The organism is Pantoea sp. BS_8 (genome assembly GCF_041954965.1).
Lineage (GTDB): Bacteria > Pseudomonadota > Gammaproteobacteria > Enterobacterales > Enterobacteriaceae > Pantoea > Pantoea stewartii.
Genome location: NZ_JAVAXU010000002.1, coordinates 59,836 through 72,872, shown reverse-complemented (window position 1 = coordinate 72,872; position 13,037 = coordinate 59,836). Strand labels below are relative to the sequence as shown.

11 protein-coding genes are annotated in these 13,037 nt (G+C 51.1%); 2 read left to right on the top strand and 9 right to left on the bottom strand.

Going from position 1 to position 13,037, the window contains the following annotated elements; translation table 11 throughout:
- Positions 1 to 40: 40 nt before the first annotated feature.
- From phoQ to rluE, 7 genes are all read right to left on the bottom strand, one after another.
- Positions 41 to 1,510 (bottom strand): two-component system sensor histidine kinase PhoQ, encoded by a 1,470-nt coding sequence (gene phoQ, locus RAC65_RS05760; protein WP_033737764.1) that lies wholly within the window; start codon positions 1,508 to 1,510, stop codon positions 41 to 43.
- A 2-nt stretch (positions 1,511 to 1,512) separates the two neighbouring features.
- Positions 1,513 to 2,181, bottom strand: a complete 669-nt coding sequence (gene phoP / locus RAC65_RS05755; protein WP_033737538.1) for a two-component system response regulator PhoP — start codon at positions 2,179 to 2,181, stop codon at positions 1,513 to 1,515.
- A 106-nt stretch (positions 2,182 to 2,287) separates the two neighbouring features.
- On the bottom strand, positions 2,288 to 3,658 hold the full coding sequence (purB, locus tag RAC65_RS05750; protein WP_039341046.1) for an adenylosuccinate lyase: 1,371 nt from the start codon (positions 3,656 to 3,658) through the stop codon (positions 2,288 to 2,290).
- Between the two features lie 43 nt (positions 3,659 to 3,701).
- Positions 3,702 to 4,343 (bottom strand): high frequency lysogenization protein HflD, encoded by a 642-nt coding sequence (hflD, locus tag RAC65_RS05745; RefSeq protein ID WP_375096488.1) that lies wholly within the window; start codon positions 4,341 to 4,343, stop codon positions 3,702 to 3,704.
- 34 nt (positions 4,344 to 4,377) lie between these two features.
- Positions 4,378 to 5,490 (bottom strand): tRNA 2-thiouridine(34) synthase MnmA, encoded by a 1,113-nt coding sequence (mnmA, locus tag RAC65_RS05740; protein WP_039341044.1) that lies wholly within the window; start codon positions 5,488 to 5,490, stop codon positions 4,378 to 4,380.
- Between the two features lie 39 nt (positions 5,491 to 5,529).
- Positions 5,530 to 6,003 (bottom strand): NUDIX domain-containing protein, encoded by a 474-nt coding sequence (locus RAC65_RS05735; RefSeq protein ID WP_033737534.1) that lies wholly within the window; start codon positions 6,001 to 6,003, stop codon positions 5,530 to 5,532.
- Positions 6,004 to 6,051: 48 nt separating this feature from the next.
- Positions 6,052 to 6,711, bottom strand: coding sequence for a 23S rRNA pseudouridine(2457) synthase RluE (gene rluE, locus RAC65_RS05730; RefSeq protein WP_058701379.1), 660 nt, complete (start codon positions 6,709 to 6,711; stop codon positions 6,052 to 6,054).
- Positions 6,712 to 6,821: 110 nt separating this feature from the next.
- Here rluE and icd point away from each other — a divergent pair, with 110 nt between their 5' ends.
- Positions 6,822 to 8,072, top strand: coding sequence for an NADP-dependent isocitrate dehydrogenase (gene icd / locus RAC65_RS05725; protein ID WP_033737532.1), 1,251 nt, complete (start codon positions 6,822 to 6,824; stop codon positions 8,070 to 8,072).
- Between the two features lie 269 nt (positions 8,073 to 8,341).
- On the top strand, positions 8,342 to 9,424 hold the full coding sequence (locus RAC65_RS05720) for a glycosyltransferase family 9 protein (RefSeq protein ID WP_054687912.1): 1,083 nt from the start codon (positions 8,342 to 8,344) through the stop codon (positions 9,422 to 9,424).
- Between the two features lie 1,587 nt (positions 9,425 to 11,011).
- Here RAC65_RS05720 and RAC65_RS05715 read toward each other — a convergent pair.
- Together RAC65_RS05715 and stbD are read right to left on the bottom strand one after the other, a co-directional pair.
- Positions 11,012 to 11,740: a fimbrial assembly chaperone gene (locus tag RAC65_RS05715; protein WP_054687910.1), complete on the bottom strand. Its 729-nt coding sequence runs from the start codon at positions 11,738 to 11,740 to the stop codon at positions 11,012 to 11,014.
- Positions 11,706 to 13,037, bottom strand: a complete 1,332-nt coding sequence (gene stbD / locus RAC65_RS05710) for a fimbrial usher protein StbD (RefSeq protein ID WP_054687909.1) — start codon at positions 13,035 to 13,037, stop codon at positions 11,706 to 11,708. Before stbD ends, RAC65_RS05715 begins: the two co-directional genes overlap by 35 nt.

The window sequence follows — 13,037 nt, the reverse complement described above, 5'->3', positions numbered from 1 at the left end:
GGCTGAAAATACCTGCAAGTATAACAGCCCGCAGCCTGAACTACTCGCGGCGATGTTCCATTTCCTGGCGCTGAAATACGACTTCCATGCGCGCACCGCCTAACGGGCTGCTGGAGGCGATGACATTACCGGCGTACTGCTCAAGGATATCTCGCACCACGGCAAGCCCGAGCCCCTGGCCTGGTCGCATGGTGTCGACGCGCTGTCCCCGCACGAAAATCAGGTCGCGTTTACTTTCCGGAATGCCCGGACCGTCATCATCAATATAGATGTGCAGCGCATCTTCGGTCTGATGAGCACTGACCTCAATAAATTCCAGACAGTATTTGCAGGCGTTATCCAGCACATTGCCCATCACTTCCATAAAGTCGTTCTGATCGCCAAAGAAGGTGATTTCCGGGGAAATATCCAGGGTAATTTCCACCCCTTTACGCTGATACACTTTATTCAGTGCCGAGCACAGGCTGTCCAGTAAACCCGATACCGAATGCAGATCACGCTGCAGGGGATTATGATCGGCCTGCATGCTGGCTCGGTGCAGGTAATAACCGACCTGCTGAGAGATGCGGCTGATCTGCTCCAGCATCACCGGCTCGGCCTGTTCGATGGTTAACTCTTTTCCGCCGCGCAGCGAACGCAGGGTACTTTGCAGGACCGCCAGCGGTGTTTTCAGGCTGTGGGTCAGGTCGGCCAGCGTCGTGCGGTAACGCGTGTAACGTTGACGCTCGTTGGTCAGCAACAGATTGAGGTTACGCACCAGCGAACGCAGCTCCTGCGGGGGCTTATCGTCCAGATTTTCACGCTGTCCGGTTTCCAGTTCGCGTACCTGAAGCGTCAGATGCCCAATCGGCCGTAAACTCCAGTGCGCCGCCAGCCAGAGCAGCGGGACAATTAAAATCAGGTTAGCGGCCAGAACATAGCTGAACCATGACCAGACCACATCGGAATGCTGTAGCTCTTGTGGAATGGTATCGACCACCACAATGGTCAGGGCGGGCAGGTTGGTGGTGGCATCGTAGCGGTTGACGGCAACCGAATGGGTAAACGTATCCTGATCGTCATCGTCGTTATCATCCCACGCATGAAGCTGCTGCTGTGCCGTCAGATTGTCGCCCATGGCGGCCCGGCTGGTGCTGTTGTTGGTATCAATCTCGTAGAAATCAGGTTTTAACAGCCATTCGGGTTGAATCTTCTCACGAATTTCCGGCACATCACGCTGCTGCCAGAGCAACTTGCCGTGTTCATCATAAATAAATACCAGGGTGGGGAAATTAAGCATGGTGCGCTCGGGCTGCGCAATTGTCAGCTTATTATCTTTCCACTGTGCCAGGGTAAAAAATAAATTGCTCTCGCCTCGCATCACACGATAGGTGTTTTTATCAAAACTCACCACATAGCCAATCACGGCGACCATGCCATAAGAAAGCGAGAGAATGAGAACGATGGCTGCGGAGGCCAGTAAAAAGCGTGTCCGCAGCGAAATAGGGCGATAACGTTTAAGCCAGGACATCATCAGAGATCAAAGCGGTAACCCTGGCCGCGAACGGTAGCGATAACTTCGTCAGAATGCAGCGCGAGGATTTTTTTGCGCAGGCGGCCCATTAATACATCGATCGTGTGGCTTTCACGCAATTCGGCATCGGGATACAGCTGCAACATTAATGAATCTTTACTCACCACTTTGCCCGCATTACGAATTAAGGTTTCCACGATGGTATATTCAAAGGCGGTCAGCTTAACCGGGCTTTCATTCACCGTCAGTTCGCGACGCGATAAATCGACCTGAAACGGCGGCATGGCAATAATTTGCGACGCATGACCACTGTTGCGGCGCATTAATGCCTGCAGGCGTGCGGCAACTTCTTCAATATGAAACGGTTTTGTGACGTAATCATCCGCACCGGCTTCCAGCGCTTCGACTTTCGCCTGCCAGCCTTCACGGGCGGTCAGCACCAGAATAGGCTGACGCACGGCATCATTGCGCCAGCGACGAATTAACGACATGCCGTCTTCACCGGGTAAGCCCAGATCAACCAACGCGATATCAGGTAAATGTTCCTGGAGAAAATAATCGGCTTCTTTGGCATCTTCAGCAGCATCAACCTGATGACCCATTTCTCGCAGTTGTACTGAAAGATGGTGGCGCAGCAGGGCATTATCTTCCACAACCAGAACACGCATAGGATTTCCTTAGCATCAGATCGAAACGAATTTAAATAAGTATAAGCGAAATGAATTAAACAGCAGGTTAACGCAGACCGGCGGGAACCGGTCTGCAGAAGGGATATTATTTCAGATCATCAACCATTTGAATCGCACGGCCAAGATAATTTGCCGGGGTCATCTGTTTTAAACGGGTTTTTTCTTCTTCAGGCAGCGCCAGGCTGTCGATAAAGGCCTGCATGCCTGCGGCGTCAACACGTTTACCGCGGGTCAGCTCTTTCAGCTTCTCGTACGGTTTTTCGATGCCGTAACGGCGCATCACGGTCTGAATCGGCTCGGCCAGCACTTCCCAGTTGTGATCCAGTTCATCCAGCAGGCGCTCGCGGTTCACTTCCAGTTTTGAAATACCTTTTAAGGTGGCCTGATAGGCGATCAGCGCATAGCCTACGCCGACACCCAGGTTACGCAGCACGGTAGAATCGGTCAGATCACGCTGCCAGCGGGAAACCGGTAGTTTGCTGGCCAGATGCTGCATGACCGCGTTGGCCAGGCCCAGATTGCCTTCCGAGTTTTCAAAATCGATAGGGTTTACTTTATGCGGCATGGTCGACGAGCCGATTTCGCCCGCAACGGTTTTCTGTTTGAAGTGGTTGAGTGCCACATAGCCCCAGATATCGCGATCAAAGTCGATCAGGATGGTGTTAAAGCGGGCAATACAGTCAAACAGCTCGGCAATGTAGTCGTGCGGCTCGATTTGCGTCGTATAGGGATTCCAGGTGATGCCCAGCGAGGTAACAAACTCTTCACTCAACTGGTGCCAGTCGGCTTCCGGGTACGCCGCAATGTGCGCGTTGTAGTTGCCCACGGCGCCGTTGATTTTGCCCAGCACTTCAATCTGCGACAGCTGACGCAGCTGACGTTCCATGCGGTAGGCTACGTTGGCCATCTCTTTACCCATAGTCGATGGCGTAGCGGGCTGGCCGTGCGTGCGAGACAGCAGGGGAATATCACGGTATTCCTGCGCCAGGCCTTTTACGGCGGCGATCAGCTGCTGCCAGTAAGGCAGAATGACATCGCGGCGTGCTGTTTCCAGCATCAACGCATGGGACAGGTTATTAATGTCTTCAGAGGTGCAGGCAAAATGAATAAATTCCGACACTGCATGAAGGGCGGGCACATCCGCCACTTTTTCTTTCAGGAAATACTCAACCGCTTTCACGTCATGGTTGGTGGTGCGCTCAATGGTTTTGATGCGTGCGGCGTCTGCTTCGCTGAAACGGGCGACGATTTCGTCAAGGAAAGCGTTTGCGTCAGCATCAAATGCAGGAACTTCCTTGATCTCTGCGGTCGCAGCCAGTTTTTGTAACCAGCGAACTTCAACCTCAACGCGGAACTTCAGCAAACCAAATTCGCTGAAAATTGCGCGCAGCGGGCTGACTTTATCGCCGTAACGACCATCGACAGGTGAGACGGCGGTCAGAGAGGATAATTCCATCAGTGCAACTCCTGATTCATTTAACGGTGTTTGCCTCACTGACTCAGTAAGTCAGTGGCAGGCGGGATAAAATCGATTTGGCTTCGCGCAGTAAACGCTGGCGCGAAAACATCAGCTGCAGTCGGCCTCCGCCGACCTGTTGCCACAACACGGCGGCACGAATGCCGGCCAGCAGCGTGGCGCGAACTTTACTCTGTAGCAGGGAATTCTGTAGTACTGCCGGCGATCCGGTTACCTGAATACGTGGGCCGAGCGGGCTAATCACATCGACATAAATACCCGCCATGGCGCTCAGAATAGTGTCGGATTCCAACGCGTAATGTGCCAGCTGACGATCGAGCTGGCTGATACGCTGGGCCAGGGTGTTCATAGCCGGCTTGTTCGCATTGAGCTTGCGCTCCAGTACCATCAGGCTCAACGTGTAACGGGTCAGTTCGGCACCAGCGCCCTGACGTTGCGTGCTGTTCAGCACGGCCATCAGGGTTTCCAGCCCCAGGCGCAGGTTGGCTTCGTTGTTACCAAATACCGCCAGGGTCGAGGGAGGATTCAGGTCCAGTACGCTGCGCAGTGACACCGTCAGCGCCTCCGGCTGACAATGTCCCTGATTGGCTAACTGCTGCACCAAATGGGCCGCCTGGCAAATGCCCGCCAGTGCAAAGGTAATGTCCTGATAGTTTTTTGCCACGGTTACTCCTGTTTACGCGTTATTCGCACCGGTCTTATGCGGCAACCCAAGGCAAACGTTCTTCGATGATACCGCCACCCAGGCAGACTTCATCAAGGTAGAACACCGCAGACTGACCCGGCGTGACCGCAGCAACGGGCTCATCAAACCGGACTTCAATTTTATCCTCGCCGTGCGGGATAATTTCGCAGGGGATATCGGTCTGACGGTAGCGGGTTTTCACCGTACAACGCAGCGGTGCGGTTAGCGGCTGACGATCAACCCAGTGTAACTGCTGGGCAATCAGACCCACTGACATCAGTCGGGGATGGTCGCCGCCCTGCGCCACGATCAGGCGGTTGCGCGCCACGTCTTTATCAACGACGTACCAGGGATCGTCTTTGCTTTCTTTAAGACCGCCAATGCCCAGCCCTTTACGCTGGCCGAGCGTGTGATACATCAGGCCCTGGTGCTCACCCACAACCTGTCCGTCGACGGTTTCAATTTCACCCGGCTGGGCAGGGAGGTAGCGCGCCAGGAATTCGGTAAACTTGCGTTCACCGATGAAGCAAATGCCGGTGGAGTCTTTTTTCTTCGCCGTCACCAGCTCAAGTTGTTCAGCGATGCGACGCACTTCAGGCTTTTCCAGCTCGCCGACCGGGAACAGGCTCTGCGCGATTTGCTGGTGGCTGAGTGTGTAAAGGAAATAGCTCTGGTCTTTGTTACCATCCAGACCGCGCAGCAGGTGGCTGCGGCCATCGATATCCTGACGGCGGACATAGTGCCCGGTGGCGATGAAGTCTGCACCCAGATCCTCTGCGGCAAACTCCAGAAACGCCTTGAATTTGATTTCTTTATTACACAGGATATCGGGATTGGGAGTGCGGCCCGCTTTGTACTCTTCCAGGAAGTGTTCAAAGACATTGTCCCAGTACTCTGCTGCAAAGTTCACTTTGTGCAGTTTAATACCTAACTTGTCGCACACGGCTTGCGCATCCGCCAGATCGTCAGCGGCGGTACAGTATTCCTCGCCATCGTCTTCCTCCCAGTTCTTCATGAACAGGCCTTCAACCTGATAGCCCTGCTGTTGCAGTAACCAGGCGGAAACGGAAGAATCGACGCCGCCGGACATTCCGACGATCACTTTTTTCTGGCAGTTATCAGACATCACAAGCTCGCAAAACAGTAAAACAGGCGGCGCATTCTATCACGCTGAACGCGGGTGCGCACCTTCATGAAACGGCCAGTTGAACGGGCTGATCAGGTCGAGCGGATAGCGTACGCCCTGTTGCCAGCGGCGTACGCTTTCGGCAACCAGAGGCGAGCGCAGGTTAGAGGCCGACAGAATCTGCTCTGGCGCGACCCACCAGCAGCAATCAATGTCGCTGTCCTGCGGAGCCGTTGGCTGGATGTCGTCCAGATCCACGCCAAACAGAAACCGCACAAAAGGCGTATTATCCGGGGCGATCCACTGGTTTATGCCGATAAAATACTGCATTTCGGCCCGAATGCCGGTCTCTTCAAACAATTCGCGTGATGCGGCTTCATGCAGCGTTTCATCGGCTTCAAGATGACCGGCAGGCTGATTCCAGGTGGCGATGCCGTTGACGCGTTCTTCAACGACCAGTAATGCACCCCGAGCCTGCACCAGGCACGCGACGGTGACATGCGGTTTAAACATCGATCCTCCTGAATTGTTAACTTAAAGTTATGGAAATGATAATGGCAGTCAGTCTTGTGCGCTGATATCGCGCCAGGCACCCGGGGCCAAATCGCCCAGCGTAAACTCGCCCATGGCATAGCGCACCAGACGCAGGGTTGGAAAGCCAATATGGGCCGTCATACGTCTGACCTGACGGTTGCGTCCTTCAAAAAGTGTTATTTTCAGCCACTGTGTTGGAATGGCTTTGCGCTCGCGAATCGGCGGCTGGCGCGGCCATAACCAGCCGGGCTCAGCAACTCTTTCGACGCCAGCCGGTAACGTCGGGCCATCTTTCAGATTAACGCCATCGCGCAAAGGTTGTAGATCGCTTTCCTCAGGCGCGCCTTCCACCTGCACATAGTAAATCTTGCCGGTGCGCTTGCCGGGCTGCGTCAACGCCGCCTGTAGCGGGCCATCGTTAGTCAGGACCATCAGTCCTTCGCTGTCGCGATCGAGTCGGCCCGCCGCGTAAACGTCACTCACGTCGATAAAATCTTTGAGGGTGCGGCGGCCGGCTTCATCGGTAAATTGCGGCAGAACATCGAAGGGTTTGTTGAACAGAAGCACGCGGCGGACGGCAGGCGGCGATGACACCTTGCGATGCACAGGACGTGTTTGTCGGCTGAATCGTTTATTTGGATGAGAAGTCTGATTAGTTTTTCGCATACGCTTTGCAGTCTGGAACATTCAGCGCATTATAACGCGAAATTGCGGTGATTGGCGTGGCGTGAATATTCAAGTAGTATTGACGCGCATCTTACAAATCATTAACAAAAAATCGCTCGAAGGAGAGGTTAATGGAAAGCAAAGTAGTTGTTCCGGCGGAAGGTCAGAAAATCACCCTGAATCAAGGTAAACTGGTTGTCCCAAATAACCCGGTTATCCCTTACATCGAAGGGGATGGTATCGGCGTTGATGTGTCACCAGTGATGCTGAAAGTGGTTGATGCCGCTGTGAAAAAAGCCTACAACGGCGAGCGTAAAATCTCCTGGATGGAGATTTATACCGGTGAAAAATCGGTTGAACTCTACGGTCAGGATGTCTGGCTGCCGCAAGAAACCCTCGATTTAATCAAAGAATACCGCGTAGCGATCAAAGGCCCACTGACCACGCCAGTTGGCGGTGGCATCCGTTCTCTGAACGTTGCGCTGCGTCAGGAACTGGATCTGTACGTTTGCCTGCGTCCGGTGCGCTACTACACCGGTACACCAAGCCCGGTAAAACGCCCTGAAGACACGGATATGGTGATCTTCCGCGAAAACTCCGAAGATATCTATGCTGGTATCGAATGGAAAGCGGGCACGCCAGAAGCGGATAAAGTCATCAAATTCCTGCGTGAAGAAATGGGCGTGAAGAAAATTCGCTTCCCAGAAAACTGCGGTATCGGTGTTAAACCGTGTTCGGAAGAGGGCACCAAGCGCCTGGTCCGTGCAGCAGTGGAATACACCATCACTAACGATCGTGATTCACTGACGCTGGTACACAAAGGTAACATCATGAAGTTCACCGAAGGCTCTTTCAAAGACTGGGGTTACCAGTTAGTGAAAGACGAGTTCGGCGGCGAGCTGATCGATGGTGGCCCATGGATGAAATTCAAAAATCCAAACACCGGTAAAGAGATCATCGTAAAAGACGTGATCGCCGATGCCTTCCTGCAGCAAATCCTGCTGCGTCCGGCAGAATATGACGTTATCGCCTGTATGAACCTGAACGGTGACTACATCTCTGACGCCCTGGCGGCGCAGGTTGGCGGTATCGGTATTGCACCAGGCGCAAACATCGGTGACGAATGTGCGCTGTTCGAAGCCACCCACGGTACGGCTCCGAAGTACGCAGGTCAGGATAAAGTGAACCCAGGTTCCGTGATTCTGTCCGCTGAAATGATGCTGCGTCATATGGAATGGTTCGAAGCCGCAGACCTGATTGTTAAAGGCATGGAAGGCGCAATCGCTGCCAAGACCGTGACCTATGACTTCGAACGTCTGATGGATGGCGCTAAACTGCTGAAATGTTCAGAGTTTGGTGACGCGATTATCGCGAATATGTAATCCAGAATGTTGGGTTAAACGAGAACGGGAGCCGGTTGGTTCCCGTTTTTTATTGAAAGCAAGGTTGGATGAACGGCTGCATGTGGCGTTGCCGATAAAACGCCGTCCGAGGGGAACGCTGGCTTCGCCCTTCACGTTTTATGCTATATACTGCGCCCGCAGTTTTCCGCCAGTCTGCGTGACTAAGTAACATGCGCTTCTTGCCTTGACCACACGGAAAAGGGGCCGGGGGCACAGTAAGGATAATGAGGCGTCAGTCAGGACCACTTATGAGTAAAATCGCAAAGCAAAAAGCCGCCAGATTGTTCCTGTCGCTATGGAAGTTGACGGGTTATCGCGTCAAAAAAATTGACCGCTTTTCTGAGCACCATGATCTCAAAAGCATCGCAATTATTTCGAACACGGCACTTGGCGATTTCATGTTTAACACGCCCGCAATTGGCGCGATAAAAGATCGCTGGCCCGATGCCAAAATCATCATGGTGATTCAGCCACGTAATCTTGCGCTGGTGGAAGGAAGCCCCCTGATTGACAAGATATTATACTGGGACGGAAAAATCGGCGGTATGATGCAACTGGTCAAATCGCTGCGTAAAGAGCAGGTTGAAGCGACCTTTATCCTGCATTCGCGTGCACCCTATGACATTGTTGCCGCCTCGCTGGCCGGGTCTGACTATATACTGAAAGACGTTTATTACGCGGACTACCAGGGCAAAGAAAAATTTATTCTGGAAAATTGTTTGTCCGCGTTTCATGACAACCGAAAGCACGGCAATATTCATCTTATCCGTCAGAAAAAAGACCTGTTGAGTGCTGTCGGTATTCCGATGCCGTCAGAAGCCATGTTTATTCCGGCGCCTTTCAAGCGTCAGGTTAATCACGCGCCGGTTATTGGTATTCATGCTGGCGCATCCAGTATGGAGCGATGCTGGCCTGACAGCTACTATTCACAGCTCATTGATACCTTAATTTCCCGACATGATGATCTGACCATTGAACTTGTAGGTGCTCCGGGCGAAAAGGCCCTGAACCAACGCATCATTGACGGCATGAAGGTGCCCAGTGAGCGGGTCAAAAATGTGGCGGGCACCACAAACCTCATTCAACTGGCGGAAAAGATCAGCGGCTTTAAAACGCTGGTGGTGGGCGATACCGGCCCCTTACATCTGGCTGTGGCCGTGCAAACGCCGACCGTGGCGTTGTTCAGTGATCAGAATGCGATTGATGGCGCTGCGCCTGTTCAGGACAGCACAATGCATCAGGTATTGCGCCCTGCAGAAGCACATGCGGGGCTACGTGCGATTCGTTGTGATGACGTTTTAGCCGCTGTTGAACGTAATCTTTCAGCGTAGTCATCCTGTCTCGGGGGCCCGGCACGGGCTGTACGTTTATCGCCGTAGCCGGACCACACAGTGTTACAACGCTGTGTGAGGCTCTATCGCGTCCGCATTACCGCAGATATGAATCGCGTTCTACGCAGCATATCGCCGGAAGAAATAACGGGAATGAAACAGACATAAACACTCGCGATATAACCTTAAGATCTTCATAACCCCTTTCGACGCTTAGTCTCATCTACCCGTTTAGCGATCGTAATTGATGACGCGTAACGGTTAAATTTTCACTCCTTCTTTCATGAAATAGCCCCATCCAGGGCAATAACGTGATGCGCCGGTCATACTGTAATCGGGCAGGCATAAAATCCTCATCTCTTCTCTGTCATCTTTACCTCTTTCATATTGACCTTGTATTGCATTTCAAGGCTGCCGTAATGTCAGTTCCTCCTCAGTTTAAACAGGTCGCTGTTATTTTTTTTCGGAAATTTAAGCGGATATCTATTTAAATAAAACTGCACTTCATGCATGGGCTGTAAGCTATCCGACATGGCTTTTAGTAAAGCAATTTTCAAATAAATGCTTAGATGGGTAACTGACTTATAATGGTTTTGCTTCATGGATTTTTCATTGAAATATTAAGATTTAATTTCGACTGGTCGACAGTTTTACTGATTTTTAACAATAAACCCATAAGATGATGATGTAGATTGATTGTGTGAAGTTTTTACCCCTTTCCCAAACTTATTCAACGACAGAGAAACTTAATCAGCGATGATATACATGAATTGATGGCATTCAAAGTGAATGGTTGATATGTCACAGTAGGTGCCACTTTTAAATCAAGAATTGATAACTCAACGGTTTGACCGTGGAGTATTGCTTGTGCGCTGTCTCATTTCAATCACGATTAGCAAATCAAAAGATATTCACAGTTATGGCCGTTAAATTTTTCAGAGTGAATTTAAAATAACACAAAGGAGCGATATATGTGGTTTTTCAGAAATGCAAAAATGATCCCATAGAGTCTGAACGGTCACCAGCCCGGAGATGTTCTTTCTATGGGGGCAGTAGAAATCAATCCGGACGTTACGGAGGCGCAAAAAAAATACAAGGTAGCGATGCGCCTTTATCGAGTCGGATGCGATACTGGCATAATACACTGGTCCGGTGGTCCATTTGTCAGCCCTGGATACGTATTCATTAACTACAACGGTACGCGAAATATTTTTCCTTATGGAACTACGGCTGACAAGTTCGACACTGTCGGCGACTTCCTGGAGTATTAAAAGGAAAATGTTAAAATTCACCATAGTCTTGTCGAGGACGGTATAATTAATGAAAACATGTTTATTTTGCCCATTAATGGCTATCTGTTTACCGAAGCAATTATGGAAATTATTGTGTATGAAAACGAAGAAGATGAGAGAGATAATATCGAATATGGAAGTTTCCAGTTGAATGCCGTGTTTTGCCCGCTTACGAAAAATTAAACAGATAGAAAATGCGCTTCATTGAAGAACGTACCTTGTCAGAGGCACTGCATTTCAGTGCCTCATCAGCGTTCCATATCATCTCTCTTTGTGCCAAAAATAGGTAATTCGGTTACTTCCCAACAGTCGCGCGAAGCGTGCTGCGATGTTTCTCAACGTTACCGTTCTGGTCAATCACTTCATATTCGACGTTTGCACCGGGATTAACGGAAGTGGTGACAGGAACCACAATATCAGACAGCGGTGCGACCATAATATTTCTCAATACCGCTTTTTCCACTTTCGCGTTCAGGCTCATATACCAGGGCGTAGGGTTAGAAATCATGATTTGCTGGCTTTGTCGGGTAAAGCGTAGTTTTTGTGCATCTTCCGGCCGGGGTGCACCCAGCCCTGTCGGACGTACAAAAACCTTCAGGCGAAGACGCAGCGGCAGAACGACTTTTTTATCGCGTTGGTTGTCAGATTTTTTGAGCGCCGGTATCTGGTAGAGATTCAGCCAGTACAGGGTTTCTTTCCCGGGCGGCAAGCGAGCACGTGAGGTCAGCATCAGCTTTATAGAGCGTAATTCGCCGGGCTGCATTTTCAAGACCGGCGGCATAGCCATGACTGGTGTTTTGCTCTTCTCTGGCGGGGCATAGAGATCGCCGTCATCTGTCCAGATTTGTAAAACGGCAGGGCTGTTTTCACTGTTGACCAGATTGACGGATTGCGCAATCTCGTTGGCGTTGAAAATAATGCGGGTTTTATCAATGTTTACAACGGCAACTGCCTGCGTTGACAATAACGCCGTGAGTAAATACAGGCTGCTACTGAAAACTGACCACCACTTGTAACTGTGCATTAACGGTTCCTGAAGTGATAACTTGTCCGGGAATAGCCTCAAGGGAGGCAGTAAAATCGCCGCTGTAGATCTCACCGTTGTCTGATGACGTAAGTGTGGTTAAATCTTTATAGGCATACCATCCACGCGTATTGCCTGTGCCGGTACTGCTTATATCGGGCAACAGGTTGAGAGGAGTACCGGCACTATTGTAGATTTTTATCCCTACGCCAGAGGCTGAACTGCCGTTGCTTTCCCCATAATTTGTGTCAAGCAGCCAGGTTAATCCACCGCTACTGGTGGTGAGACCCAGCGTCTGAGCCATGGCCACAGCCTGAGGCTGATTTACCAGAAAACCCATCGCGACGTTGGCTGATTTCAGAGTGGAGTTCTGGATCCCGGATGTTGCCCCGGTCTCGCAGCGAAGGGTAATGGAAAAAGGTGCCTGGCTGCTGCCTCCACCGGCTAAAACGCCAATACTGGTCAATGGCAGAGAGACGACCGCAGGGTAATCGTACACCTCGCAGGCTGCGCCGCGAACATAGGTGACTGTCTTCCATGAACTCCAGCCAACAGGCCAGTCATAGTGCCAGCCATTCCACACCGTGGCATGATCCGCACCGATATAAAGATTATTACTTTCCAGTCCAGGACCTTTAAATGCAATATATCCGCGGGGTTGATTGTTTGTCTCAAAATAATAGTTGTCACTATTGACGTAATGTTTACCTTCATCAATTTTAAATATCTCGTAGAGCACACTGCTAAATATACTGGCCGGGATGTAGATTTTTTGCCCGTCGGTATACCAGTCGCTGGCACTAAGCTGCCGTCCTTTCCAGTAGCGGCTGTAATATTCACCCGTGCTAAGGTTGGTTAGTCTCACCGCCACATTTTTGAACTTATCAAAATAAGCGCCGTCAACCTCGCTGGTGACATATTTACCAGCTTCTTCTCTGTCGCCATTAGTCGAATACATTTCATAGAGTTTGCCGGCATCAGCCATGTCGCAGCGGTACAGAATCTGATTTGGCGTAAACGCATCCTTCATCGGGTTATTGAGCGGATGGCCGACCGCACTGGCCAGCAACGTCCCCGAGGGCTGAAAGAGGTTGCCGGAATTAATATTAATGATTGCAGGCAATGCCAGCCGCCCTGTGCATTCATCACAGGCACCTTCCCATCCCTTTGCGGTATAGCCAGCATCTTGAGCGGCCTGGGAAAGCTGGCTTTTACTTGTCACTTTTGTGCAATTCGCCAGTAGTGGAAGCGGTACCAGTGAAGTAATGATTAATAAAAGCAGGGTTCTTGTAAACAC